This window comes from Mesorhizobium silamurunense (genome assembly GCF_014843905.1).
Lineage (GTDB): Bacteria > Pseudomonadota > Alphaproteobacteria > Rhizobiales > Rhizobiaceae > Mesorhizobium > Mesorhizobium silamurunense.
Genome location: NZ_LPVS01000069.1, coordinates 13,818 through 40,119, shown reverse-complemented (window position 1 = coordinate 40,119; position 26,302 = coordinate 13,818). Strand labels below are relative to the sequence as shown.

Annotated in this window: 24 protein-coding genes; 13 read left to right on the top strand and 11 right to left on the bottom strand. The window is 64.7% G+C overall.

Features of this window, described 5'->3' with window-relative positions; all coding sequences use genetic code 11:
• Positions 1-68: 68 nt before the first annotated feature.
• Complete coding sequence (locus AU465_RS18605; RefSeq protein WP_192250909.1) at positions 69-476, bottom strand: DUF2000 family protein; 408 nt, start codon at positions 474-476, stop codon at positions 69-71.
• 50 nt (positions 477-526) lie between these two features.
• Here AU465_RS18605 and AU465_RS18600 point away from each other — a divergent pair, with 50 nt between their 5' ends.
• Entirely contained in the window at positions 527-1,384 is an 858-nt protein-coding gene (locus AU465_RS18600; protein WP_192250905.1) for an AraC family transcriptional regulator, read from the top strand.
• Positions 1,385-1,502: 118 nt separating this feature from the next.
• Here AU465_RS18600 and AU465_RS18595 read toward each other — a convergent pair whose 3' ends face one another.
• Positions 1,503-1,973, bottom strand: coding sequence for a MarR family winged helix-turn-helix transcriptional regulator (locus tag AU465_RS18595; protein ID WP_192250902.1), 471 nt, complete (start codon positions 1,971-1,973; stop codon positions 1,503-1,505).
• Between the two features lie 381 nt (positions 1,974-2,354).
• Here AU465_RS18595 and AU465_RS18590 point away from each other — a divergent pair, with 381 nt between their 5' ends.
• From AU465_RS18590 to AU465_RS18570, 5 genes are all read left to right on the top strand, one after another.
• Complete coding sequence (locus tag AU465_RS18590) at positions 2,355-3,407, top strand: CobW family GTP-binding protein (RefSeq protein WP_192250899.1); 1,053 nt, start codon at positions 2,355-2,357, stop codon at positions 3,405-3,407.
• 116 nt (positions 3,408-3,523) lie between these two features.
• Positions 3,524-4,498 carry a WD40 repeat domain-containing protein gene (locus tag AU465_RS18585; protein WP_192250896.1) on the top strand — a complete coding sequence of 325 codons (975 nt, stop codon included), beginning with the start codon at positions 3,524-3,526 and terminating at the stop codon, positions 4,496-4,498.
• 145 nt (positions 4,499-4,643) lie between these two features.
• Positions 4,644-6,017 carry an aspartate aminotransferase family protein gene (locus tag AU465_RS18580; protein ID WP_192250893.1) on the top strand — a complete coding sequence of 458 codons (1,374 nt, stop codon included), beginning with the start codon at positions 4,644-4,646 and terminating at the stop codon, positions 6,015-6,017.
• Between the two features lie 26 nt (positions 6,018-6,043).
• Complete coding sequence (locus AU465_RS18575) at positions 6,044-7,450, top strand: glutamine synthetase family protein (protein WP_192250890.1); 1,407 nt, start codon at positions 6,044-6,046, stop codon at positions 7,448-7,450.
• A 60-nt stretch (positions 7,451-7,510) separates the two neighbouring features.
• On the top strand, positions 7,511-8,200 hold the full coding sequence (locus AU465_RS18570) for a UdgX family uracil-DNA binding protein (protein WP_192250887.1): 690 nt from the start codon (positions 7,511-7,513) through the stop codon (positions 8,198-8,200).
• Positions 8,201-8,470: 270 nt separating this feature from the next.
• Here the strand turns inward: AU465_RS18570 and AU465_RS18565 are convergent, their stop codons facing one another.
• From AU465_RS18565 to AU465_RS18550, 4 genes are all read right to left on the bottom strand, one after another.
• On the bottom strand, positions 8,471-9,736 hold the full coding sequence (locus AU465_RS18565; RefSeq protein WP_192250885.1) for a glycerate kinase type-2 family protein: 1,266 nt from the start codon (positions 9,734-9,736) through the stop codon (positions 8,471-8,473).
• Between the two features lie 175 nt (positions 9,737-9,911).
• Positions 9,912-10,418 carry a heme-degrading domain-containing protein gene (locus AU465_RS18560; RefSeq protein ID WP_192250882.1) on the bottom strand — a complete coding sequence of 169 codons (507 nt, stop codon included), beginning with the start codon at positions 10,416-10,418 and terminating at the stop codon, positions 9,912-9,914.
• 75 nt (positions 10,419-10,493) lie between these two features.
• The gene (guaD, locus tag AU465_RS18555; RefSeq protein ID WP_192250879.1) at positions 10,494-11,807 is read right to left on the bottom strand and encodes a guanine deaminase; all 1,314 of its coding nucleotides are present in this window, start codon (positions 11,805-11,807) and stop codon (positions 10,494-10,496) included.
• A 2-nt stretch (positions 11,808-11,809) separates the two neighbouring features.
• Entirely contained in the window at positions 11,810-13,036 is a 1,227-nt protein-coding gene (locus AU465_RS18550; RefSeq protein ID WP_192250876.1) for a urate hydroxylase PuuD, read from the bottom strand.
• 152 nt (positions 13,037-13,188) lie between these two features.
• Between AU465_RS18550 and AU465_RS18545 the strand changes: the two genes are divergently transcribed.
• From AU465_RS18545 to AU465_RS18535, 3 genes are all read left to right on the top strand, one after another.
• Positions 13,189-14,109: a LysR family transcriptional regulator gene (locus AU465_RS18545; protein ID WP_192250873.1), complete on the top strand. Its 921-nt coding sequence runs from the start codon at positions 13,189-13,191 to the stop codon at positions 14,107-14,109.
• A 78-nt stretch (positions 14,110-14,187) separates the two neighbouring features.
• On the top strand, positions 14,188-15,144 hold the full coding sequence (locus AU465_RS18540; protein WP_192250870.1) for an LLM class flavin-dependent oxidoreductase: 957 nt from the start codon (positions 14,188-14,190) through the stop codon (positions 15,142-15,144).
• Positions 15,141-16,391 carry an LLM class flavin-dependent oxidoreductase gene (locus AU465_RS18535; RefSeq protein ID WP_192250865.1) on the top strand — a complete coding sequence of 417 codons (1,251 nt, stop codon included), beginning with the start codon at positions 15,141-15,143 and terminating at the stop codon, positions 16,389-16,391. Before AU465_RS18540 ends, AU465_RS18535 begins: the two co-directional genes overlap by 4 nt.
• A gap of 6 nt (positions 16,392-16,397) precedes the next feature.
• On the opposite strand, the gene AU465_RS18530 is transcribed toward AU465_RS18535, so the two are convergent.
• Positions 16,398-17,234 carry a PhzF family protein gene (locus AU465_RS18530; protein WP_192250862.1) on the bottom strand — a complete coding sequence of 279 codons (837 nt, stop codon included), beginning with the start codon at positions 17,232-17,234 and terminating at the stop codon, positions 16,398-16,400.
• A gap of 239 nt (positions 17,235-17,473) precedes the next feature.
• On the opposite strand from AU465_RS18530, the gene dps reads away from it, so the two are divergent.
• Positions 17,474-17,962, top strand: a complete 489-nt coding sequence (dps, locus tag AU465_RS18525; RefSeq protein ID WP_192250859.1) for a DNA starvation/stationary phase protection protein Dps — start codon at positions 17,474-17,476, stop codon at positions 17,960-17,962.
• Positions 17,963-17,998: 36 nt separating this feature from the next.
• Here the strand turns inward: dps and xdhC are convergent, their stop codons facing one another.
• From xdhC to uraH, 4 genes are all read right to left on the bottom strand, one after another.
• Positions 17,999-19,003, bottom strand: a complete 1,005-nt coding sequence (gene xdhC / locus AU465_RS18520) for a xanthine dehydrogenase accessory protein XdhC (RefSeq protein ID WP_192250856.1) — start codon at positions 19,001-19,003, stop codon at positions 17,999-18,001.
• Between the two features lie 64 nt (positions 19,004-19,067).
• A complete protein-coding gene (gene xdhB / locus AU465_RS18515) occupies positions 19,068-21,431 on the bottom strand; it encodes a xanthine dehydrogenase molybdopterin binding subunit (RefSeq protein ID WP_192250853.1) in 2,364 nt (787 codons plus the stop codon).
• Positions 21,431-22,909: a xanthine dehydrogenase small subunit gene (xdhA, locus tag AU465_RS18510; RefSeq protein ID WP_192250850.1), complete on the bottom strand. Its 1,479-nt coding sequence runs from the start codon at positions 22,907-22,909 to the stop codon at positions 21,431-21,433. Before xdhA ends, xdhB begins: the two co-directional genes overlap by 1 nt.
• Before the next feature lie 3 nt (positions 22,910-22,912).
• Complete coding sequence (gene uraH / locus AU465_RS18505) at positions 22,913-23,287, bottom strand: hydroxyisourate hydrolase (protein ID WP_192250847.1); 375 nt, start codon at positions 23,285-23,287, stop codon at positions 22,913-22,915.
• Positions 23,288-23,485: 198 nt separating this feature from the next.
• Between uraH and puuE the strand changes: the two genes are divergently transcribed.
• The 3 genes from puuE to AU465_RS18490 are packed head-to-tail and all read left to right on the top strand — an operon-like array spanning position 23,486 to position 26,300.
• On the top strand, positions 23,486-24,910 hold the full coding sequence (gene puuE / locus AU465_RS18500) for an allantoinase PuuE (RefSeq protein ID WP_192250827.1): 1,425 nt from the start codon (positions 23,486-23,488) through the stop codon (positions 24,908-24,910).
• 47 nt (positions 24,911-24,957) lie between these two features.
• Positions 24,958-25,812: a bifunctional allantoicase/(S)-ureidoglycine aminohydrolase gene (locus AU465_RS18495; RefSeq protein ID WP_376774868.1), complete on the top strand. Its 855-nt coding sequence runs from the start codon at positions 24,958-24,960 to the stop codon at positions 25,810-25,812.
• Positions 25,809-26,300: an ureidoglycolate lyase gene (locus tag AU465_RS18490; RefSeq protein WP_192250820.1), complete on the top strand. Its 492-nt coding sequence runs from the start codon at positions 25,809-25,811 to the stop codon at positions 26,298-26,300. Before AU465_RS18495 ends, AU465_RS18490 begins: the two co-directional genes overlap by 4 nt.
• Positions 26,301-26,302: the final 2 nt, after the last annotated feature.

Genomic DNA, 26,302 nt, shown 5'->3' with positions numbered 1-26,302 from the left:
CTTGCCGGCAAGCCAATTATGGGGTGTGGCCGGACCGAAAGCAGCCGCTGCAACAACGGCTTGGCCGCTCAGGCGTGCATGCGGGCACCCTTGGTGATCTTGTCGACCAGCTTCTTTTCGGCGCGCAGCGCGATGCCGACCACCCTGGCGTCGTCGGGCGCGAATTCGGCGAAGACGGCGCGGTTGGCCACATCATGGCCGGTCGCGAACATCTCCTCGACATAGGCCGATGTCGTGACGCCGCGCTCCAGGGCCCGACGATGGATCGCGGCAAGTGCGGGCCCGTCCGCCGAAAGCACGATGACAGGCTGGATCGAGAGCGGATTGAACTGATTGCCGGCTCGGTCGCGATAAGGCTCGCCAATGATTTGAGGAAACTGCGCGACGATGCCGCTGGTCAGGAATGCGGTGACGTTGAGCTTCTGCCAGACCGCGAGGTCTTCCTTCAGCACGATTGCAAATTTCGTGTCGAACACCAAAATGTTTCTCCGAGAGGTGGCCCGCAGCAGCGGGCATGGATGAGGCGATGGCGCACGGTCTAGGCAATGAGGCGCTGGAAGGTCTTGAACGTTCGTGCGCCGAGGACGACCGGATCGTTTCGGCGCCCGGCGTCACCGGACTCGAGCGCATCGAGGCACGCTTCCATGGCAACGCCTTCGACCTGCACCGCCACGACACCTATGCCATCGGGGTCACGCTCGATGGCGTGCAGCGTTTTCACTATCGGGGCGCGGTGCGGCATAGCCTGCCCGGCCAGGTGATCGTGCTGCATCCCGACGAGTTGCATGACGGCGGCGCCGGCACCGAGGACGGCCTACGCTACCGGATCCTCTATCTGGAGCCATCGCTGCTGCTCGACTGCCTCAACGGTGCGCCGCTGCCTTTCGTGCGGGATGCCGTGGTGAGCGACCCGGCCTTGCGCGGCACGTTGCTCTCAGCCCTGGCGCCTCTGGACGAGCAGCTGGACGATTTGTTCGTCGCCGATTTCATTGCGCAACTGGCGCAGCAATTGAAACGCCATGCCGGACAGCCGGCAAAGCCGACAGGAAAGATCGCTTGGCGGGCTGCAGCGCTGGCCCGCGACTATCTCGAAGAGAACGCCGAACGGCCGGTGCGCTCCGATGAACTTGAGGCGATCACCGGGCTCGACCGCTACGCGCTGTCGCGCCATTTCCGCGCGACCTATTCGACCAGCCCGCATCGCTTCCTTGTGATGCGCCGGCTGCAGCGGGCCCGGCGCATGATCGAAGCCGGAGAGCCATTAGCCGAAACAGCTGTTGCGGCCGGCTTCAGCGACCAGAGCCATTTCAACCGGCATTTCAAGAAGGCGTTCGGGTTGACGCCGGGACGATGGGCGGCGCTGGTGCGTGGCGCGGGGGCGTAGAATCGGACAGTTTGCGCCTCTATCGGGACAACGCTGACGCGTTGCCCGTTAACTGAAACGTCGCGGTTGTGCGACGACGCTGACGCGTCGCGCTCGGGACGACGCTGCGCGTCGCTCGTTAATCATCCAGCTCGGCGTCGTCGTCTATGAGGACCAGCTCTTCGTTCGACAGGTTTGCCTCGACGCGGGCAAGCAGCTTGAACAGCGCCTTCTGGTCCTTCTTGTCGAGGCCCTTCAGCGCCTGCTTCTCGGTCTTCTTGACCGACTTCTCGATGGCGCGGATGGTCTCGCGGCCGGTATCGGTGAGGAAGATGTGAGCCTGGCGGGCATCGGCGTTGGAGGCGCGCTTCTCGACGAAACCCTGCGCCTGAAGCCTGTTGATGGTCTTGGTGATGGTCGGCGGACGGACGCCGAGCTTGCCGGCGAGATTGCCCGGGGTCTGGCCATCCTCACGGTCGAGCGCCAGCATGATCTGGTCCTGGCCGGCATAGAAGCCGTGCGCCAGAAGCCGCGCCGCAAGTGCCGTTCGCGCCAGCCGCGCAGCCGAATGCAGCCGGCCCATTGTCGCTGTCTTGTCCGCCTTGGCCATGGTCGTTCCCTCTTCGGCCGAACCGGCGCGGGCAGCATAGAGGCTGTCCGACGGCTGGCAAATGACGATTTAAAGAGTCCAGCTTGCAGAACGCTTTGCCGGCAAGCATTGCGGTGCCCGCGCAGGTGATGCCAGATGTTTATTTCAGTTAGATGACAAACGACTTTTGGCCCGGCGAGATTCACAGCGGAAGCCCGCAAGGATGAGGCGACGCCCGTGCCGGCTGCCCCATTTGGCCAACTTGATCACCGCCATTCCATCCACGGCGCCGGCTCCGATCGGGAGACCGGCTGGCCCATCGGTTTGGCGCGTGCAAAAGCGCGGTTCACATCCTATATGAGGCCGACAAATCCTTTAGGGCACAGATTTTCGAGGCAAGCCATGAGCGATGCACAGACGCAGATCCCTGTAACCGTCCTTACCGGCTATCTCGGCGCGGGCAAGACGACGCTGCTCAACCGCATCCTGTCGGAGAACCACGGCAGGCGGTACGCCGTCATCGTCAACGAGTTCGGCGAGATCGGCATCGACAACGACCTGATCGTCGAATCCGACGAGGAAATCTACGAGATGAACAATGGCTGCGTGTGCTGCACGGTGCGCGGCGACCTGATACGCGTCGTCGAAGGCCTGATGCGGCGGCCCGGCCGCTTCGACGCCATCGTGGTGGAAACCACAGGCCTCGCCGACCCGGTGCCGGTGGCGCAGACCTTCTTCATGGATGACGACGTGCGCTCCAAGACGAAGCTCGACGCTGTGGTGGCGCTGGTCGACGCCAAGCATTTGCCGCTGCGCCTGAAAGACTCCAAGGAGGCCGAGGACCAGATCGCCTTCGCCGATGTCGTGGTGCTGAACAAGACCGATCTCGTCACGCCAGAGGAACTCGAAAAGGTCGAGGCGACGATCCGCGCCATCAACCCGGCGGCCAGGATCCATCGCACAGAGCGCGCCGGCGTGGCGCTCCGCGAGGTGCTCGATCGCGGGGCCTTCGACCTGTCCCGCGCGCTGGAGAACGACCCGCATTTCCTCGAGGCGCACGACCACGATCATGACCACCATGATCATGATCACGACCATCACCACGACCATGACGGGCACGACCACCATCACCACGACCATCCATCCGACATCCATGACGTGACGGTGAAATCGGTATCGCTGCGCGGCGGCGAGATGGACCCGAAAAAATTCTTCCCCTGGATCGAGAAAGTGACCCAGATGGAAGGACCGAATATCCTGCGGCTGAAAGGCATCATCGCGCTCAAGGGCGACGACGAGCGCTATGTCCTGCAGGGCGTGCACATGATCCTCGAAGGCGACCACCAACGCGCCTGGAAGGACGGCGAAAAGCACGAGAGCCGGCTGGTGTTCATCGGCCGCGAGCTCGACGAAGAGCGGCTCAGGAAAAGCTTCGAGGCCTGCCAGGCGGCTTGATTTCCTAACTTTGCAACGTTAGCGCTGCCCCTCATCCGCCTGCCGGCACCTTCTCCCCGTGAAGAACGGGGAGAAGGGAAGGGTGAAGGGCAGCGCCAACTTGGATAATGTCTCGCATGCCCACAGTCGCCCCGCTTGATCTCGAAGGCCATTGCGTCGCCGCCGTCTTCCTGAACGATGTGCCGCATTTTGCACTCGCCGACGGCGCGATCCATCGGCTGGATAGCGGGCAGAAGACGGTGCAGGCCAATGACGGCCTGCTTGCCGCCTTCCATGATGTTGCCAACGACCGGCTGATCACCGGCGGCGAGGACGGCAAGGTGTTTTCCGTCAAGGCCGGCGGCGAGGTGACGGAACTGGCCAGCGCCGGCAGAAAGTGGATCACCAGCGTCACCGCCGGGCCGCAGGGCGCGGTTGCCTATGCCTCTGGCAAGATCGCCTTCGTGCGCTTTGCCGACGGCAAGACCAAGGAATTCGCCCATCCGCGCTCGGTCGAAGGACTGGCCTTCTCGCCAAAGGGCATGCGCTTCGGTGTCGCCCGCTACAACGGCGCGACGCTGCATTTCCCAGCGGCCGAAGGCAAGCCGGTCGAGCTCGAATGGGCCGGCGCCCATACCGGCATTACCTTCTCGCCGGACGGCGCTTTCCTCGTCACCACCATGCAGGAGAACGCCCTGCATGGCTGGAAGCTGGCCGACGGCAAGCACATGCGCATGAGCGGCTATCCCGGCAAGGTCAAAAGCCTGTCGTGGAGCGTCAAGGGCAAATGGTTGGCGAGCTCGGGCGCGCCGGCGGCGATCGTGTGGCCATTCGCGAGCAAGGACGGGCCGATGGGCAAGGCGCCGCTGGAGCTCGGCACGCGCGGCAACACGATGGTGACCTGCGTTGCCTGCCATCCCAGCCAGGAGGTCACGGCCATCGGCTATGAGGACGGCATGGTGATCGCGGCGCGCTTCGCCGACGCCAAGGAGGTGCTGCTGCGCCGCCCCGGCAAAGGCGCCATCACCTCGATGATGTGGGACAAGGAAGAGCGCCGCATAGCCTTCGGAAGTGCGGCCGGGGATTGCGGCGTGATCGATATCACTGCGTAAGGGAATAGGCAGTAGGGGGAAAAGAGAGCCCTACTGCCTACTGCCTACTGCCTAGCCTACTGCTGAGCCAACGCCCGCCCCCGCCTCGGCCAATTGCGGTTTTGCCAACTGGTTGGCAGAGTGCCGCGCCAACAGAGGGGGTTTCATGCAGGCATCGAATTCGTCCATCGGCGGCATTGCTGCCGCCCGCATCGCGGAACTGCGCGAGACGGAAGCGGCCGCTTTCTGCAAGGCGCGGCCGAAATCCGAGGCGAAGGTCGGCAACGGCATGGCAGGCTTCCTCGGCGGCGTGCCGATGCACTGGATGACCGACTGGCCGACGCCGTTTGCGATCCTAGTCGATAGTGCCAGGGGCGCCACGATCACCGATATCGACGGCAACAGACTCGACGATTTCTGCCTCGGCGATACCGGCTCGATGCTCGGCCATTCGCCGCCGCCGGTCGCCCGCGCCATCCGTCGGCAATCCGGGCGCGGCCTGACCTATATGCTGCCCAGCGAGGATGCGCTGGCCATCGGCCCGCTCTTACAGCAGCGTTTCGGCCTGCCCTACTGGCAGATTGCCACCACCGCCACCGACGCCAACCGCTTCGCGCTGCGCGTCGCCCGCGCGGTGACGGGGCGGGAGAAGATCCTGGTCTTCAACGGTTGCTATCACGGCTCGGTCGACGAGACGATGGTGCGGCTGATCGGCGGCAAACCGGTCAACCGGCCGGGACTGGCCGGCGAATTCCGCGACCTCACGCGGTCAACGAAGATCGTCGAATTCAACGATATCGCGGCATTGGAAACGGCACTTGGCGACCGCGATGTCGCCTGCGTGATCAGCGAACCGGTGCTGACCAATTCCTGCATGGTGCTGCCGGAGCCCGGCTTCCACGACGCGCTGCGGCGGCTCACCCGCGCGGCGGGCACGCTGCTTTTGATCGACGAGACGCACACCATCTCCACCGGCCCCGGCGGCTATACGCGCAAACATGGGCTGGAACCCGATCTCTTCGTGCTCGGCAAGCCGGTGGCGGGCGGCGTGTCGGCGAGCATCTGGGGCATGAGCGAAGAGGTCGCTACCCGCTACGGCGCCTATAATCGCAGCAAGGAGCCCGGCTATTCCGGCATGGGCACGACGCTGTCGGCAAACCCGCTGCAATTCGCGGCGATGCGCGCGACGCTGGAAGAGGTGATGACCGAGGAGGCCTATGCCCATATGGACCGGCTGGCGTGCCGCCTCGACGCCGGGCTGACCGCCGTCATCGACCGCTATCATTTGTCGTGGCACGTCGCGCGCGTCGGCGCACGCGTCGAGTTCATCTGCGCGCCCGGACCGCTGAAAAATGGCGGCGAGGCCGAAAAAGCGCATGCGCCGGAACTCGAGGCCGCCATCCATGTCGCGCTGGTCAATCGCGGCGTGCTGATCGCGCCGTTCCACAATATGATGCTGATCTCGCCGGCGACGACGGCGGCGCAGGTGAGCCGGCTGATCAGTGCTTTCAGCGCGGTTGCGGCCAGACTTACGGCATGAGACAAGCAGTTGGAAGATTGGCGGCCATGGACAATCCGAGCACAGTTGCAACCTCCCCTTCGGGCTCGACGCCCGCCGAGGCGAGAGCCTTTCTCGACGCCCATCCCGAGATCGAGGCGTTCGATATCGTGCTCACCGACGCCAACGGCATCGGCCGCGGCAAGATCGTGCGCCGCCACGAGCTGATGAGCATCTTCGAAGGCGGAAGGCATATGCCGATCTCGATCCTCGGCCTCGACATCACCGGCGAGGATGTCCACGACACGGGCCTGATCTGGGACACCGGCGACGGCGACCTCCGTGCATGGCCGATCCCCGGAACGCTGGTGCCGCTCCATGGCACCAAGCCGCCGCGCGGCCAGGTGCTGATGTCGATGTATCACCTCGACGGCCAGCCGATGTCGTCCGATCCTCGACTGGTGCTGGCGAGGCAGGTGGAGCTGCTCGCCGCGCGCGGACTGCATCCGGCCGGCGCCTTCGAGCTGGAATTTTTTCTCCTTGCCAATGAGCGCGATGCAGACGGCAAGGTGCAAGCCGCCCGCGCCGTGCTCGACGGCCGCCGCTCGGCCAAGACCGAGGTCTATTCGGTCGACCATCTGCACGGCATGGAGCCGCTGTTTTCCGACATCTACGCCGCCGCAAAGGCGCAAGGCATTCCGGCCGAGACGGTCATTTCCGAATATGCGCCCGGCCAGTACGAGCTGACGCTCAACTACCGCAAGGATGTGATGCGGGCGGCGGACGACCTCGTCATACTGAAACGGCTGGTCAGGGCGCAGGCGCGCCGGCATGGCGTCACCGCCTGTTTCATGGCGAAGCCCATCGAGACCTATGCCGGCTCGGGCATGCATTTCCATGTCTCGCTGCAGGACGACGCCGGCAGGAACGTGTTCACCGAAACGGCCGGCGAAAAATGGTCGCCGAAATTGCTGAATGCCCTTGGCGGCCTGGTCGGCACCATGGCGGAATCGATGCTGGTGTTTGCGCCGCACGCCAATTCGTGGCGGCGCTTCGTCTCGCAGTCCTACGCGCCGGTGGCACCGACCTGGGGCGTCAACAACCGGTCGGTGGCGCTGCGCGTGCCGGCGGGCGACGCCAAAAACCGGCGCATCGAGCACAGGCCGTCCGGCGTCGACGCCAACCCCTATCTGGTGGCGGCGACGGTGCTGGCCGGCATCGTCAAAGGCCTAGACGAAGGCTTGGACCCCGGCCCGGAAACGACCGGCAACGGCTATGAGCAGGCGACGGGAGCGTCGACCATGCCGGCCGACTGGCGCGCCGCGATCGAGGCGGCAAAGGCCTCCGATTTCCTGAAATCGGCGCTCGGCCCCGACCTGCACCGGACCTTCGTGGCGATCAAGCAGGCGGAATACCTGCGGGTTGCGCGCACCGTCAACGAGCTGGACTACCACCTCTACCTGCACGAGGTGTGAGGATCGGGAACCATCGCCAGGCTCGCCCATTTCAAGTTTGAAAGCGGGCGAGACAGAACGATGGCAACAACACCGTCAACAACGGCCTTGCGGCGTGAAGCGAGGCGTCCAGCCAGGCGCGTCCCTGCGCCTGAGACAGAGCCGGCCGCAGCGGAAGATGCCAGCTCCATCGGCGAGGCGCGCGAGGCGGCAAAGGGCTGCCGTCGCTGCCAGCTCTGGCGCATTGCGACGCAAACCGTGTTCGGCGAAGGACCGGGGAACGCCGAGGTGGTCTTCGTCGGCGAACAGCCCGGCGACCAGGAGGATTTGGCCGGCAGGCCCTTTGTCGGGCCGGCGGGCAGAATGTTCGACAGCATCCTCGACGACGCCGCGATCGACCGCCGCAAGGTCTATGTGACCAATGCGGTAAAACACTTCAAATTCGAGCCGCGTGGCAAGCGGCGAATCCATTCCAAGCCGAATGCCGGTGAGGTGCGGGCCTGCCGCTGGTGGCTCGACAAGGAGCTCGACCTGATCAAGCCGAGCCTCGCCGTGGCGTTGGGCTCGACAGCTGCACAGTCGCTGCTCGGCAAGGCGGTGCCGGTGCTGAAGTTGCGCGGCGGCGTGATCGAGCGCGAGGACGGGCTGCGCGTGTTCATCACCATCCACCCTTCGCTCATCCTGCGTATCCGCGAACCGGCGGACAAGGACGCCGAGCGCGAGCGGTTCCTCAAGGATATGAGGAAGGTGAAGCGGCTGATGGCTGCGTGATCAGCTAGCCAGAGTGTTGAAATGACCTGTTGCAACGCGACGATTAAGGATCGCCTGTCTGCGCCGCCCCTCATTGCCCTGCCGGGCATTTCTCCCCGTATAGTGACTGGGAGAAAGACGCTGTCGCGCATGATTTCGCCAACCACCAGCGTTGCAGAACTGGTCCCGGCGCTGCGGCCAGTCCGCCTTCTCCCCGTCACTATACGCGGAGAAGGTGCCGGCAGGCGGATGAGGGGCGGCCTACGCTTGTGCAGGAGCAATGCGGCAGGCTTAACGGACCAGAATCGCCCTCAGATCGTTGACGTTCGTGCCGGTCGGGCCGGGCACGAAGAGATCATCTACAGCATTGAAGGCCGTCCAGGCATTATTGCCGGCAAGCATCGCTTTGGCGTCGACGTCCGCGGCGCGCATGCGCGACACCGTCGAGCCGTCGGCGAACGCGCCGGCATTGTTCTCGGAGCCGTCGATACCGTCTGTGTCGGCGGCTAAAGCATGAATGCCATCGATGCCGTCGACGCCAATGGCCAAGGCGAGCAGGAATTCGGAATTGCGGCCGCCCTTGCCTTTAGCCCGCAGCGTCACCGTGGTCTCGCCGCCGGAGAGGATCAGCACCGGCTTGGCGAAGGGCCGGTTGCGCGTCGCCACCTCACGCGCGATCGCGGCATGGACGCCGCCGACCTCACGCGCCTCGCCCTCGATCGAATCCGACAGGATGACGGCCTCGAAGCCCTGCCGTTTCGCTTCGGCAGCCGCCGCTTCCAGCGAGACGCCGGCCGAGGCAATCAGGTGCACCTCATTGCCGGCAAAGCGCGGATCGCCCTGTCGCGGCGCATCGGCCTCAGGCGAGTTGATATGCGCCATGACCGAGGTCGGGAGCTTCATGCCATAGGCGGCGATCGAGCCCAGCGCGTCCGCACGGCTGCCGGTATCGGGGACGGTCGGACCCGAGGCGACCATTGCCGGATTGTCGCCGGGGATGTCCGAAACCACCAGCGACACCACCCTGGCCGGATGGGCGGCGGCGGCGAGGCGCCCGCCCTTGATGGTCGAAACATGCTTGCGGATGGTGTTCATCGCCGCGATCGGCGCGCCGGAGGCGAGCAGCGCCTCATTGACGGCGATCTCGTCGGCTAAAGTCAGGCCGGGCGCGGGAGACGGCAGCAGCGCCGAGCCGCCCCCCGAAATCAGCGCCACCACCAGATCGTCGACGGTGAGCCCGCGCACCTTCTCCAAGAGCCGGCGCGAGGCCTCGAGGCCGGCGGCATCGGGAACAGGATGCGCCGCCTCGATGATCTCGATGCGCTCGCATTTGGCGCCATAGCCGTAGCGGGTGACGACCAGCCCGTCGATCGGCCCGTCCCAGACCTTCTCGAAAGCCGCCGCCATCTGGGCCGAGCCCTTGCCGGCGCCGATGACGATGGTGCGGCCCTTCGGTTTCGCCGGCAAATGATTGCGGATCGTCTTCTCTGGGTCAGCGGCGGCGACGGCCGCGTTGAAGATCGCGCTGAGGAATGTTTTTGGATCGAGCAAGGTCATACTTGGCCGCCATCGGTGTTCTGCAGACTGAGCAACCGCCGGCGCCGCCCCTCACCCTTACCCTCTCCCCGTGAAGAACGGGGAGAGGGGGATCGGCAGCGTTGCGGCCAAGTCCCTTCTCCCCGTCTTTCACGGGGAGAAGGTGCCGGCAGGCGGATGAGGGGCAGCGCCGGCGTCACGACTTTTCTTCCGGCGGCAGGGCTAATTGCTTACGATCAGCGCCAAGATGGGCGCAAAGCGCATCGACCACGACACCGTGGTCCTCGCGCTCAGGCAGGCCCGAGACGGCGATGACGCCGATCACGCCGGCGCCCTTCACGGTGACGGGAAAGCCGCCGCCGGCAAGCACGTAGTCGGCAATGTCCAGACCCTCGCCGACCTTGAAGGTGCGGTCGGGCCGCTGCTGCTCCAGCACCATGCGATAGGTGCTTCTCAAATAGCGCTTCACGACATTGATCTTGCGCCGCGCCCAGTCCGGATTGGAGGCGTTCGAGCCCGGCATCGCGGCATAGAACAATTGCCGGTCGAACGTCCTGATGTCGACGATGATGGGCAGGTTTTCCTTGAGCGCCCGGTCTCTGATCGCCGAGCCGACCTCGAAGGCCACGGCCTCGTCGAAGGCCGGGAAGACCAGCGTGGCCTCCTGTTTCTTGATCAGAGCGATGTCGTCGGCGGCAGCCATGGCGTTCCCCTGTCAAATGTCGACGCACGCTTTGGCCGATGGCTGACGCGGGGTCAAGCGAAGAGCGCACTTAATCTATGCGACAATCGCGCTCTTTGCCGGCCGGCCCGCCACATAGACCTCGCGCACGGCGCGATCGTCGCCCAGCGTCTGCAGCAGGAAGAGTTCTTCCGCCAGCGTTTCAACCGTCTCCATCCTCAGCCGCATCGCCGGCGTGGCGTGAGCGTCGAGCACGACGATGTCGGCATCGGTGCCTTCATCGAGAGTGCCTATTTTTTCGGAAACCGACAGCGCCTCGGCGTTGCCGCGCGTCAATTGCCAGTAGGACTGGAAGGGGTTCAGCTTCTCGCCGTTCAGCGCGATCACCTTGTAGCCTTCGTCCATGGTGCGCAGCATCGAATAATTGGTGCCGCCGCCGACATCGGTGGCTGCCGCGATCCTGAGCGGCTTCTCGCGCCGGCGATAGCGTTGGTAGTCGAACAGGCCGGAGCCGAGGAAAAGGTTGGAGGTTGGGCAGAACACCGCCACCGAGCCCGATTGCGACAGCGCGTCCGCCTCGCGTTCCGACAGGTGGATGCAGTGGCCGAACAGGCTCTTTTTCCCCAGCAGGCCGTAATGCTCATAGACGTCGGTGTAGTCGCGCGACCAGGGATAGAGCTCCTGGGTGAAGGCGATCTCGGCGTGGTTCTCCGACAGATGCGTCTGCATGTGGAGATCGGGATGCTCGCGGCAGAGCGCGCCGGCCATTTCCATCTGCTCGGGCGAGGAGGTGATGGCGAAGCGCGGCGTGATGGCATAAAGCTGGCGGCCCTTGCCGTGCCATTCGGCAATCAGCGCCTTGGTGTCGTCATAGCCGGTCTGCGGCGTGTCGAGCACGCCGTCCGGCGCATTGCGGTCCATCATCACCTTGCCGGCGATGTTGAGCATGTTGCGGTCATGCGATTCGGCGAAGAAGGCTTCGGCGGAAGATTTGTGCACCGAGCAATAGGCGACGACGGTCGTCGTGCCTTGGCGCATCATCTCGTCGAGGAAGAGCCTGGCGATGCGGCGGCCATGCTGCGCGTTCTGGAACTTAGACTCCTCCGGGAAGGTGTATTTGTTCAGCCAGTCGAGCAGTTCGGCGCCGTAGGATGCGATGACCTGCATCTGCGGGAAATGCACATGCGCGTCGATGAAACCCGGCAGGATGAGATGCGGGCGATGATCGATCGTCTCGGCGCCGGCGGCCGCGCGCTTCCGGACCTCGGCATACGGACCGGCGGCAATGATCTTGCCATTATCGATCAGCAGCCCGCCATCCTCTTCGTAGCGCCAGGCGGAACGGTCGTCTATCGCTTCGGGCCAGCGCAGGAAGGAGAGCGTGCGGCCACGCAGGAGCTTTGATGTCATGCTTACTTTCCGGCGCCTTCGAACCAAGCCACCAAAAGGGCTCGTTCCTGGTCGGTTATCTGGGTGACGTTGGCGGGCGGCATAGCGTGGGCGCGGCCGGCCTGGAGGTAGATTTCACGCGCATGCTCGGCGATGCGCGCGTCGGTGTCGAGCATCACGCCCTTCGGCGCGTGGTAGATGCCTTCGTAGACCGGCTCCTCGGCATGGCACATCGAACAGCGGCCTAGCACGGTGTCGCGCACGGCCGAAAAATGGGCCGAAGCCATATAGACCTGGGCCGCGGCGGATGCGGCGGAGGTTTTCGGCTCGCCGGTCAAAACCTTCGGCACGGTCGACAGCCAGATGATGATCATGAACAGCACGGCGGCGCCGAGCCAGGTCCAGGTCGGGTTGCCCTTGCGAGCGTGCACCGTGTTGAAATAGTGCCGGATCAGCACGCCGATGATGAAGACCAGCGAGGCGATGACCCAGTTGAACTCAGTGCCGAACGCCAGCGGGTAGTGGTTCGACAGCATCAGGAACAGGACCGGCAAGGTCAGGTAGTTGTTGTGCAGCGAGCGCTGCTTGGCGATCTTGCCGTATTTCGGGTCCGGCTTGCGGCCGGCGATCAGGTCGGCGACGACGATCTTCTGATTGGGGATGATGACCATGAAGACGTTGGCCGACATGATCGTGGCGGTGATGGCGCCGAGATGCAGGAAGGCGGCGCGGCCGGTGAAGAGGTGCGTCAATCCCCAGGCGATGAACACCAGCACGCAATAGAGCACCAGCATCAGGCCGGTGTCGCTTTTGCCTAGCGGCGAGCGGCAGAGCAGGTCATAGACGATCCAGCCGACGCCGATGGTGGCCAGCGACAGCAGGATGCCGACCGGCACCGAGATGTTGAGCACGTTGGGATCGATCAGGAACAGATCGGCGCCGGCGTAGTAGACCACGCAGAGCATCGCGAAGCCCGACAGCCAGGTGGCGTAGGATTCCCATTTGAACCAGGTGAGATGCTCCGGCATTTCGGCCGGCGCCACCAGATATTTCTGGATGTGGTAGAAGCCGCCGCCATGCACCTGCCATTCCTCGCCGAAGGCGCCGGCAGGCAGGCCCGGACGCTGCCGCAACCCGAGATCGAGGGCGACGAAATAGAAGGACGAGCCGATCCAGGCGATGCCGGTGATGACATGCAGCCAGCGGACGGCGAAGCTCAGCCAGTCCCAGAAAATCGCGAAATCCATCATTGCAGCCGTCCCCGGGAAATCGTCCCTGCCGATCAGGCGACTTTACGGTCTGGAGCGCAAACGAAAAGAGGCGAGGTGCGCGATGACTTTCAAAAAAAAATGGAAAATACTAGGGTTACCCCACACAGCCCTTTGAGAGCCACGAACGCCGTATGGCCTATCTCGACAACATCGCCGTCTTCGTCCGTGTCGTCGAGCTCGGCAATTTGTCGGCGGCGGGTCGCGACATGCGCATCTCGCCGGCCGTGGCCTCCAACCGCATCAAGGAACTGGAGAAGCACCTCGGCGTCAGGCTGTTCAACCGCACGACCAGGCAATTGATGCCGACCGAGCATGGCACGGTCTTCTACACCGGCGCCAAGCAGGTGCTGGACGCCATCACCGAGGCGGAGGCCGCTGTCGCCGCGCTCTCCGGCCAGCCGCGCGGCACGATCAAGGTGACTGCCCCGCTCGGCCTCGGCCGGCGGCTGATCGCCTCCGGCATTCCGGACTTCCACGACAGATACCCCGATATCGAGGTGCGGCTCAGGCTCTCCGACCACAATGTCGACATCATGAAGGAAGGCATCGACGTCGCCTTCCGGCTTGGCATCATCGAGGATTCCAGCCTTCGGATGCGCGGCATCATGGAATGCGAGCGCGTGCTGGTGGCGGCGCCGAAATATCTGGAAGCGCGCGGCGAACCGTCCGAACCGCAGGAACTGGTCGGCAAGAAGCATGACTGCCTGATGCTGCGCTATGCCGGCACGCGCGAATTCGTCTGGACGCTGCAGACGCCGACCGGCGTGCAGAAGCTCGAAGTGCATGGCCCTTACGACACGGACGACGGCGATGTGCTCACCGGCTGGGCGCTGTCGGGGCGCGGCATCATCAACAAGCCGCGCTTCGAGGTGGAACCCTTCATCCGCGACCAGCGGCTGAAGGTGATCCTGGCGAAGACGCCGCCGACGCCGGTGCAGTTCGCCGCCGTCTATCCGCACAAGAAGCTGCAGGACCCGAAGGTGCGCTTGCTGCTTGATTTCATGGCCGATCGCTGCCAGCGGCTGATCAAGGATATTCTGGCCGGCAGATAAGGGCTGGCCGGCAAGTGACGGCCCGCTGGCCCAGCCGATCGGGCTTGCCTTGCATGAAGGCGAACTTAGGTTCGTGGCATGCATCTCGCCGTCTCGCTCAACAACGCTTCCGCCGACGGACAATCCACCGGGCTGGGCTTCGGCCATCTGGTGAAGTTCGTGCAGAGTGCCGAAGCGGCCGGGATCGATATGGTCGTCATTTCGGATTCCACGGACCAGCTATCGAGCAGTCCGTTTGAGGCGACGACGCTTCTGGCGGCACTGGCGACGGTGACCGAAAGCATCGGCCTTGTTGCCAGCGCTTCGACGTTCGCGCACCAGCCCTACAATCTGGCACGCCGTTTCGCTTCGCTCGACATCATCAGCCACGGGCGCATCGGCTGGAACGCGACCTTGGCGCAGAACCCGCGCGAGGCGGCGAATTTCAGCCGGCCGGAAGGCATTGCCGACGAAGATTTCCGCCGCCGCGCGGAAGAGTTCATCGGTATCGTGCAAGGCCTTTGGCGAGGCTGGGACGCGGACGCCCTGCTGTTCGACAAGGCCGGGGGCCGTTTCCACGATCCGGAAAAGATGCATTTCCTTGACCACAAGGGTGAGTTCTTCTCCGTGCGGGGGCCGCTCAACGTCGCCCGCTCGCCGCAGGATCTGCCGGTGCTGGTGATGTCCGGCTTGGCGGAGGCCGATCGCGATTTCGCCGCCAAAGTCGCCGACGTCGTGCTCATCGAGGCGGATGGCGCCGGAGCCGCCTATGGCGATCTCAAGCGCCGCGCGGTTGCCGCCGGACGTGAGCCGGAAACCATGAAAGTGCTGATGCCTGTTGGCGTGAACAACCTTGCGGCCGGCGAGGCGGAGGGCTGGTTCGACACCAAAAGCTGCGATGGTTTCAACCTGGCTTTGCCGGCTGATCTTTCTCTGCTCGATCACTTCACCGACCGCATCCTGCCGGAACTTCGCCGTCGTGGCCTGGCCCGATCCACTTATGCCGGGGCGACGTTGCGCGACCGTCTCGGTCTTGGCGCGGGAGGCGAAAAATGAGCGGGCGCCAGATGAAGCTCGGGCTGTTCCTGTGGGCCACCGGCCACCACATCGCCGCCTGGCGCCATCCGGACGCTCATGTCACGGCCGGCATCGACATCGACCATTACATCAAGCTGGCGCGGACGGCGGAAGCGGCGAAGTTCGACATGGTCTTCTGCGAGGACGCCGCGGGGCTGCGCGAGGCCAATGTCCAAATCGCCAGCCAGACCTCGCGCTCGATCGGCTTCGAGCCGATCAGCCTGCTTTCGGCCCTTGCCGCGCAGACCGAGCGCATCGGCCTCGTTTCGACGGCATCGACCAGCTACAACGAGCCCTACGGGCTGGCGCGCATGTTTGCCTCGCTCGACAATCTGAGCGGTGGGCGAGCCGGGTGGAACCTGGTCACCTCTGCCAGCCCGATCGAGGCGGCGAATTTCGGCTCGACGGGCCTGAGGCCGCATGCCGACCGCTACGAACGCGCCCGCGAATTCGCGACCGTGATCACCGGTCTATGGCGCCACAGGTGGGGCGGCCATGACGGCCAGAGCTTTTCGGTGCGCGACCCGCTCGACATACCGCCCTCGCCGCAAGGCGCGCCGGTGATGGTGCAGGCCGGAGCATCGGACGACGGCAAGGATCTGGCCGCGCGGACCGCCGATGTCGTGTTCTCGGCCGCGCAGACTCTTGAGGAGGCCAAGGCCTTCTATGATGATCTCAAGGGCCGCCTCGCCGCCTATGGCCGCCGGCCGGACGACGTGAAGATCATGCCCGGCGTGGCGCCGATCGTGGCCGCTACAAAGGCTGAGGCCCAGGCCAAATACGATGCGCTGCAGGAGCTGATCCCCGACGATGTCGGCGTGGCGCTGCTCTCCAGCTATCTCAGCATCTCCGACCTCTGGCGTTATCCGATCGACGGACCGCTGCCCGAGCTGCCGGAAAGCGAAGGCATGAAAAGCCGGCAGGCGCTGGTCATCGAGCAGGCGCGCCGGGACGGTCTCTCGATCCGTGAGCTGGCGCGCTATTTTGCCGGCGCGCGCGGCCACTGGCGGGTGGTCGGCACGGCCGAGCAGATCGCCGACGAATTGCAGGCACGGTTCGAAGGCGGCGCTGCCGACGGCTTCAATGTGATGCCGTCATGGTTTCCCGGCGAGTTGGATGCCTTCGCGGCGCTGGTCGTGCCGGAACTGCAGCGGCGCGGCCTGTTCCGCAAGAACTATGAAGGCCGCACATTGCGCGACCATCTCGGCCTGAAGCGGCCTGCGTGAAGCGCCTCAGCCGGCTTCCATCAGCCGGGCCTTTCCGGAGACCTTGATCGAGCTGCCGGGCTCCGGCGGAATGTCGGCATGGAGGCGCGAGCGCACGCCCATGTCCTCGCCCTGGACAATGTCGATCGAGCCGCCATGCGGCCAGCCGAGGTCGCGCAAATAGCCGGCGAAGGCGGCGGTCGATGCCCCCGTCGCCGGATCCTCATAGACGCCGCCGGAAGCGAAGGGATTGCGCGTGTGGAAGAGGCGCGGCGTTTCGGCAAAAGCGAGAAGGATCGTGACCAGCCCTTCACGCCGCATGAAGGCCTGGCCCTCCTTGAAATCATAAGCCATCGCGGCAAGCGCTCCGCGTGAATTCAGCGCCAGCACGAAATGGTCGGAGCCGCCATGGATCAGCGCCGGGGGAATGGCGGGATTGATGTCACCGGCCGCGTAACCGAACAGCGCCAGCATTTCGGCGACAAGTCCTGGCGATGCCGGCTTGCCGCGCGTTGGTGGTGACTGCAGCGCGGCGACAATGTTGGAGCCGTCGCGGAATCCTTCGACGGTGATGTCGGCCTGGTTGAGGCTCAGCTTGAAAACGCCGTCGCCGAACTGTCTGACCAGCGCCGCGCCCAGCGCAATGGTGGCGTGGCCGCAAAACGGTACTTCCGATTCCGGCGAGAAATAGCGCACGCGCCAGCCTTCGCCATCGGGCGCGGCGAAGGCGGTTTCGGAAAAGCCGACCTCGGCCGCGACGCGCTGCATGTCGGCCGCGTCGGGCAGGACATCGCCAATCACCACGCCTGCGGGGTTGCCGCCGGTGTTCCCATCCGAAAATGCCGCTATCCGCAAAACGTCCATGTTGCTCGCCCCGTATTCGCCACTCGTATTCGTCAGGCGCGCAGAAAACACGGTTCAACCCGGTTTGGGAAACGAAGAAAGCGACGAGCAGCTGTGAGCGCCAGTCATATCTCCATCGGCCATGCGCTCCTCGATTCAATGCGGAACGAAACCCGCCCCTTTGCCGTTCTGGCGACTGGTGGCCGTGCAGGCCGCCCTTCAATCCTCAGCCCAGCGACGCAGCGCGACAGGAGCCGACCATGGACGCCATCGTCACCAAGAACGACCTCAAATCCGACGCCAAGAAGGAATCGATCGATCTTCTCAACGCCAGGCTTGCCGATGCCATCGACCTGGCGCTGATCACCAAGCAGGCGCACTGGAACGTCAAGGGACCGCAGTTCATCGCCATCCACGAGATGCTGGATGAATTCCGCGAAGAGATCGACGGCCATGTCGACATCATCGCCGAGCGCGCCGTGCAGCTCGGCGGCACCGCGCATGGCACCTCGCAGGAAGTATCGAAGGCGACCAAGCTGAAGCCCTATCCGACCGACATCCACAAGACCAGGGATCATCTGGCGGCACTGATCGACCGCTATGCCTCGGCCGCCAAGCTGACGCGTGAAGCGATCGACGACGCGGCCGACGCCGGCGATGCCGACACCGCAGACATCTTCACCGCCTATTCACGCTCGCTCGACAAATTGCTGTGGTTCCTGGAAGCGCACACGCAGGAAAAGGAATAGCCAAGCGGCTTCCCGTTTCCCGCATGGCCGGCTGGATCAGCCGGCCATCGCCTTTTCAGGCGTGCTCGAAGCCGATGCCTGGGCGGAGTGCGACACCAGCGCCGTCATGATCTCGGCGGCGGCAAGCGCGGCAATCACCGGCGGGCGCTTGTCCTTTACGGCATTGCCGCCGATCGGCGAGACGAGGCGGCTGAACTCGGCCTCGCTGCCCTCGGCGGACTTCAGAAACCAGTTCTTGAAGGTCGCCTTCTTGGTCTTCGAGCCGATCATGCCGACATAGGCGGCGTCGTCGCGTTTCAGCGCCTCGGCGACGATCAGGAAATCGAGCGCATGGTCGTGGGTGAGGATGGCGAAGGCCGATCCCGCCGGCGCCTCGCGCACCACGGCCTCGGGCATCGGCGTCAGTTTCGTCTCGACCGTTTGCGGCATGCCTTCCAGCGCATCGGCGCGCGTCTCGACGACCACGGCATGGATGGGCAGCAGCGCCAGCGACGCGGCCAACGCCTGGCCGACATGGCCACCACCGAAGACGTAGGCGTGGGGGAGGTGCGCCTCCTCGGCCTCGGCCCTGGCGATCAGCTCTTGTTCGAGCGCTGCATCGACCGGCCGGATCAGCACCTCGACGCGACCGCCGCAGCATTGGCCGATTTCGGGTCCGAGCGGGACGTCGAGCGTGGCGCAGACTTCGTCGACCTCGATGCGGGCCTCCCTCCCCCTTGAGGGGAGGGTGGCGGCGAAGCCGCCGGGTGGGGTCGTCGCGGCCGTGCCCGGCGCCCTTGTGGTGCCTTCTGAGAGGACCCCCTCTGGCCGCTTTGCGGCCATCTCCCCCTCAAGGGGGGAGAAAAGGAGCTGCCGCGCCTTGTCGATCGCCATGTATTCGAGCTGGCCGCCGCCGATTGTGCCCAAAATCGCCGATGCCGAGACGAGCATGAAGGCGCCGGCCTCGCGCGGGGTCGAGCCCTTCGTGGCCGCGACCTCGACGAGCGCGACCCGGCCAGCCCGGCCGAGAAACGCCTTCAGGCTTTGCACGTTCGAGTTCATCGTCTGCATTCCTAGCACCGAAATATAGGGTTTTTCGGCCCGAATTGCACGTTTCTTGGCCCGTTCAGGCCTGTTTTGCGGCTTCCCGCTTCAGCCGCTCGATCGCCATCAGCACCCGTTCCGGCGTCGCCGGCGCGTCGAGGCGCGGGCAGATCTTGTGATCCGCAACACTCGCAACCGCGTCGGAGAGCGCATGCAGCACGGACATGCCGTGCGGCAGCGGCGGCTCGCCGACCGCCTTGGAGCGATGGATAGTCGGCTCATAGGCCGATGACCAGTCGGTCAGCTTGACGTTGAAGATTTTTGGCCGGTCGGAAGCGAGCGGGATCTTGTAGGTCGACGGCGCATGCGTGCGCAGCCGGCCGCTGTCGTCCCACCACAGCTCTTCCGTCGTCAGCCAGCCCATGCCCTGGATGAAGCCACCCTCGACCTGGCCGAGGTCGATCGCCCGGTTGAGCGAGCGTCCGGCATCATGCAGGATATCGGTGCGCTCCACGACATATTCGCCGGTGAGCGTGTCGACCGAGACTTCCGAGCAGGCCGCGCCATAGGCGTAATAATAGAAGGCATGGCCGCGGCCCTTGCTGCGATCCCAGTGGATCTTGGGCGTCTTGTAGAAGCCGGCCGCCGAGAGCTGGACGCGGTTGATATAGGCCTGCTTGACCAGATCGTTGAAGGCGACTTCCTGATTGCCGACCCGCACCCGATTGGGCAGGAACACGACCTGATCGAGCGGCACCTGGTATTTTTCCGCCGCGAAATCGGTCAGTCGCTTGCGGATCTGACGGGCGGCGTCCTGTGCCGCCATGCCGTTGAGGTCGGCGCCGGAGGACGCAGCCGTCGGCGAGGTGTTCGGCACCTTGGCGGTGGTCGTCGCGGTGATCTTGACCCGGTCGAGGTCGATCTGGAACTCCTCGGCAACGACCTGCGCCACCTTGAGATGCAGACCCTGGCCCATCTCGGTGCCGCCGTGGTTCATATGCACCGAGCCGTCGGCATAGACATGCACCAGCGCGCCGGCCTGATTGGCCTCGGTCTTGGTAAAGGAGATGCCGAACTTGACCGGCGTCATGGCCAGGCCGCGCTTGATGAAGCGGCTGTTGTTGTTGAAGGCGCTGATCTCGCGCCGCCGCCGCGCATAGTTGGCGCTCTCTTCCAACTCCGCGACGATGCGGTGGATGATGTTGTCCTCGACCTTCTGATGATAGGGCGTGAAGCAGCGCTCGCCGATGGCATCCATCGGGTCATAGAAATTGAGCTTGCGGATTTCGAGCGGGTCCTTGCCGACCGCGAAGGCCACCTCGTCGATGACGCGCTCGGCGCCGACCATGCCTTGCGGGCCGCCAAAGCCGCGGAAGGCGGTGTTCGAGACAGTGTTGGTGTAGAGCGGCGCCGACTTCGCATGCACCGCCGGATAGAAATAGGCGTTGTCGCAGTGGAACAGCGCGCGGTCGCCGACCGGACCCGACAGGTCGGCCGAAAACCCGCAGCGCAGCGCATAGGTGAAGTCGACGCCGAGGATGTTGCCCTCGTCGTCAAAGCCAACTTCATAGTCGATGGCGAAATCGTGCCGCTTGCCGGTGGCAGTCATGTCCTCGTCGCGGTCGAGCCTGATCTTGACCGCGCGGTTGAGCCTCTTGGCGGCGATGGCGGCGATGGCGGCGCACTGGTTGGCCTGTGTTTCCTTGCCGCCGAAGCCGCCGCCCATGCGGCGTACTTCCACCGTCACGGCATGGCTCGGCACGCCGAGCGTGTGCGCGACCAGGTGCTGCGTCTCGCTCGGGCCCTGCGTCGAGCAATAGACGATCACCTCGTCATCCTCGCCGGGAATCGCCAGCGAGACCTGGCCCTCGAGATAGAAATGGTCCTGACCGCCGAGCCACATACGGTTCTTGATGCGGCGTGGTGCGGCCGCAATCGCCGCGGCCGCGTCGCCGCGCTTCAGGATGAGCGGCGTCGTGACCTGCTTGTCCTTGACCGGATCGAGGTCCCATATGTCGATCACGGCCGGAAGCTCGTCATATTCGATCCTGGCCAGGCGCGCCGCACGGCGCGCCTCCTCGCGGGTGTTGGCAACCACGGCGAAGATCGGCTGGCCGTAGAACTGCACCTTGCCTTCGACGAACACCGGATCGTCATGCATGTTGCTCGGCGAAACATCGTTCTCGCCGGGTACGTCGGCGTGGGTCAGAACATCGACGACGCCCGGTGCTGAACGCACCGCCGAGAGGTCGACGCTCTTCAAGGTGCCGTGCGCGACCTTGGCGAGGCCGAGGCCGACATGCAGCGTGCCAGCCGGCTCCGGCATGTCGTCGATATAGACGGCGGCGCCGCTGACATGCTTGTGCGCGGAATCATGCCGCTGTTCGGTGGCGACGCCGCCGACGATCTTTTCGGCCTTGAGGTTGGGGGTGGCGTGCTTGTTCATCAGGCCGCCTCGTTGCGTGACACCTGGAACGGCGCCCTGGTGCCTGTGGTTTCCACATAGAAGCGCAGCAAAAGGTTCTTTGCCGCCAGCGCCCGGTACTCGGCAGTCGCGCGCATGTCGGTGATCGGCGTGAAGTCGCTGACGTATTCGGCCATCGCGGCCTCGACAGCCGCTTCGCTCCAGGGCTTACCGATAAGGACCCTTTCAACCGCAGCCGCGCGCTTCGGCGTCGGCGCCATGCCGCCATAAGCGATGCGGATATCGGCCACGGTGCCATCCTTGGCCAGGGTCAGATAGAAGGCGCCGAGGGTCGCGGTGATGTCCTCGTCGCGGCGCTTGGTGACCTTGTAGACGGCAAATTTCGTGCCCTCTGCCGGCACGGGCACATGGACCGCTTCGACGAATTCGCCGGTTTGGCGGTCCTGCTTGCCATAGGCGATGAAGAAAGTTTCGAGCGGGATCGTGCGGCGCGCCTCGCCCTTGCGGAGTGTCAGTTGCGCGCCGAGCGCGATCAGCGGCGGCGGCATGTCGCCGATCGGCGAGCCGTTGGCGACGTTGCCGCCGATGGTGCCCATGTTGCGCACCTGCTCGCCGCCAATGCGGTCGACCAGCGGTCCCAGCGCGGGGATGCGCTTGGATAGCGTCTCGAAGGCCTCGGTGTAGGTCACGCTGGCGCCGATGGTGATAACTCCGTCGGCCTCCGAGATGTTGCGCAAGCCGTCGAGACCGCCGATGAAGATCGCCGGCGAAATATCGCGCATATGCTTGGTGACCCACAGGCCGACATCGGTCGAGCCGGCAACGATGGTGGCGCCGGGCTCCTTCTCGAGAACCGCTGCGAAATCGTCGACGTTGGCCGGCACGATCAGCCGCCGCTTGCCCGACCCGACCTCGACCCTGGCGCCGTCGCGCAGCGCTTCCAGGCGCGCGGTAATGTCCTTGCGTTCCACCGCCAGCGGGTCCTTCGCCGCCTTGCCGTAGCTCGAAATGGCACGCGCGGCGCGCATGATCGCCTCATAGCCGGTGCAGCGGCAGAGATTGCCCTGCAGCGCCTTTTCGATCGCCGCATCAGAAGGGTTGGGCGTCTTCATCCAGAGCGCATAGAGCGACATGATGAAGCCCGGCGTGCAGAAGCCGCATTGCGAACCATGGAAATCGACCATCGCCTGCTGCACCGGGTGCAGCTTCTCTCCGTCGCCGCGCAGATGTTCGATTGTGACGACATGGGTGCCGTCGAGCGAGCCCATGAAGCGGATGCAGGCGTTGACGCTTTCATAGACGAGGCCTTCTGCGGAAAGCTTGCCAACCAGCACCGTGCAGGCACCGCAGTCGCCTTCGGCGCAGCCTTCCTTGGTGCCGCGCAGCGACCGGTTGAGCCGCAGCCAGTCGAGCAAGGTCGCATCGGGCTCGACGTCGGCGAGCGCAATGTCGGCGCCGTTCAGGATGAAGCGTATCTTGTTACGGGTCTTGTCGGCCATGTCTCAGCTCCCGCGATAGGTCGAGTAGCCGTAGGGCGAAATCAAGAGCGGCACGTGATAATGGCGCTCTTCGGCCATGCCGAAACGGATCGGCACAGTGTCGAGGAAAGCCGGCTGCGGCAGGCTGATGCCTTGCCCGCGCAGATAGTCGCCGGCAGCAAAGACCAGCTCATATTCGCCGGTGCGGAAATCGGCGCCGGCAAGCAGCGGCGCATCGCAGCGCCCGTCATCGTTGGTGATGACGGTCTTGAGAAGCGTGCGGGCCTGGCGCTCGATGCGGAAAAGTCCAATCGAGAGGCCTTTTGCCGGCCTGCCGGTCGCGGTGTCGAGCACATGGGTCGTCAGACGCCCGCCATCGGCTTTCGACGTTTCTGCCACTGGCCGCCTCCCATTTCCTGTACAAACCGATTGGCCGGTACAGTCCAACGTTTTCAGGTCAATTGTGCGCCAATTAAAGGCGATGCATAAGTCCCGGTCGAGCGGAGTGCGGCAAAAAGCACTTTCAAAAATTTTCGGGGGAATGCACAGGCACTCCTTTCGATATCTTAACTCCAACAATCGGGCAGGAGCGACCCAATGCGTTACGAACGGGACATGCGCGGTTACGGGGCCAATCCACCGGATCCGAAATGGCCCGGCGGCGCACATGTCGCGGTGCAGTTCGTCGTCAACTACGAGGAAGGCGGCGAGAATTGCGTGCTGCACGGCGACAAGGCTTCCGAAGCCTTCCTGTCGGAGATCGTGGGCGCCGCCCCTTGGGTCGGCCAACGCCACTGGAACATGGAATCGATCTACGAATATGGCGCTCGCGCCGGTTTCTGGCGGCTCTACCGGCTGTTCACCGAAGCCCAAGTGCCGGTGACCTGCTACGGCGTCGCGACCGCGCTGGCGCGTTCGCCTGACCAGGTCGTGGCGATGCAGGAGGCAGGCTGGGAGATCGCCTCGCACGGCCTGAAATGGATCGACTATCGCGAACACAGCGCGGAGGACGAGCGGCGCGACCTCGAAGAGACGATCAAGCTGCACTACGAAGTCACCGGCGCGCGGCCCACCGGCTGGTATACCGGCCGCACCTCGGTCAACACGGTGCGGCTCGTCGCGGAGGAAGGCGGCTTCGACTACGTCTCCGACACCTATGACGACGAGCTGCCCTACTGGTTCGACCGGGATGGGTTGGAGAAGCCGCAGCTCATCATCCCTTACACGCTCGACGCCAACGACATGCGCTTCGCCACCCCGCAGGGCTTCAACTCGGGCGACCAGTTCTTCGCCTATCTGAAGGACAGTTTCGACACGCTCTATGCCGAGGGCAAGGCAGGGCGGCCGCGCATGATGAATATCGGCCTGCATTGCCGGCTGGTCGGCCGTCCGGGCCGCGTGGCGGCGCTGAAGCGCTTCGTCGACTATGTGAAATCACATGACAAGGTCTGGCTGACGCGGCGCATCGACATCGCCAAGCATTGGCGGGAGACGCATCCTTACCAGGTGCCGACGCTGCGCCCTTCGCGGATGGAGTTCGAGGCCTTCGTGCATGCCTTCGGCGGCGTGTTCGAGCATTCGCCTTGGATCGCCGAGCGCACCTACGAGCTGGAGCTCGGCCCCGCGCATGACAGCGCCGGCGGCCTGCACAACGCGCTCTGCCGCGTCTTCCGCGCGGCGACGGAAGCTGAGCGGCTTTCCGCGCTCAACGCCCATCCCGACCTCGCCGGAAAGCTGGCGGCGGCGAAGCGGCTGACGCCGGAATCGGCCAAGGAACAGGCTTCCGCCGGGCTCGACGCGCTGACCGACAAGGAGCGCGAGCTGTTCTCGAAACTCAACGCCGCCTACGTCACCACTTTCGGCTTCCCCTTCATCATCGCGGTCAAGGGCAAGACGAAGGATCAGATTCTGGCGGAGTTCGAGGCGCGCATCGGCAACGGCCGCGGCGTCGAGTTCGAAACCGCCTGCAGACAGGTCGAGCGCATCGCCTTGCTTCGGCTGAAAGACATGCTGCCGCGCTGACTACACAGTTTTTCTGGAATTGCTCTAAGGGTCAGGACCCCATGGAAATGATCAAGACGTCCGAGCGAACCTACTACGCACCGCATGGCGGCCATCCCGGCCAGACCGAGTTGCTGACCGGCCGCGCCGTCTTCACCGAAGCCTATGCCGTCATTCCCAAGGGCGTGATGCAGGACATCGTGACCAGCCCGCTGCCGTTCTGGGACAAGACCAGGGCATGGATCATCGCAAGGCCGCTCTCCGGCTTCGCCGAGACGTTTTCGCAATACATCGTCGAGGTCCTGCCGGGCGGCGGCAGCGACCGACCGGAACTTGACGCCGAAGCCGAGGGCGTTCTGTTCGTGGTCGAGGGCGAACTCACCGTCTCGCTTGCCGGCAACAAGCATGTGCTTCGCCCGGGCGGCTTTGCCTTCCTGCCGCCGTCCAGCGGCTGGACGGTGCGCAACGAGAGCGGCGATGCCGTCCGCTTCCACTGGGTCCGCAAGGCCTACGAAGCGGTGGACGGTCTCGATGTACCGGAAGCCTTCTTCACCAATGAGCAGCAGATCGAGCCGAGCGCGATGCCCGGCACGGAAGGCCGCTGGGCAACGACGCGCTTCGTCGACCCGGCCGACATGCGCCACGACATGCATGTCACGATCGTTACGCTCAAGCCCGGCGCGGTCATTCCCTTTGCCGAGACGCATGTCATGGAGCATGGGCTCTACGTGCTCGAAGGCAAGGCCGTCTACCGCCTCAACCAGGATTGGGTCGAGGTCGAGGCCGGCGACTTCATGTGGCTGCGCGCCTTTTGCCCGCAGGCCTGCTATGCCGGCGGTCCGGGGAACTTCCGCTACCTGCTCTACAAGGACGTCAACCGCCACGCCAAGCTTGGCGGCGCCCTCGGGGGTCGCGCGCGGTGACCCGCATCGTCGCCCAGCCGCTGACGCGCGATAACTTCGCGCCCTTCGGCGACGTCATCGACATGGGCGGCGACAACCGCTACCCGATCAACGGCGGCAAGGCGATGCGCTATCATGACCTCGCCACGGCGGAAGCCGCAGGGCCGAATGCTCGCGTGCTGATCTCGATGGTGCACGGCACGCCCTACGAGATGCCGCTGAAGCTCGCCATGGTGGAACGCCATCCGCTCGGCAGCCAGGCCTTCATTCCATTGTCGCCGCGCCCGTTCCTGGTCGTCGTCTGCAATGATACCAAGGACGGGCCCGGCGAGCCGCACGCCTTCATCACCGCGCCTGGGCAGGGCATCAACTACCGCCGCAACCTCTGGCACGGCGTGCTGACGCCGATCGGCGAAGAACAGGATTTTCTCATCGTCGACCGCGGCGGCGACGGCTCCAACCTCGAAGAGTGCCATTTCTCGCACCCTTACGAGATCCACCTTCCCTGAAC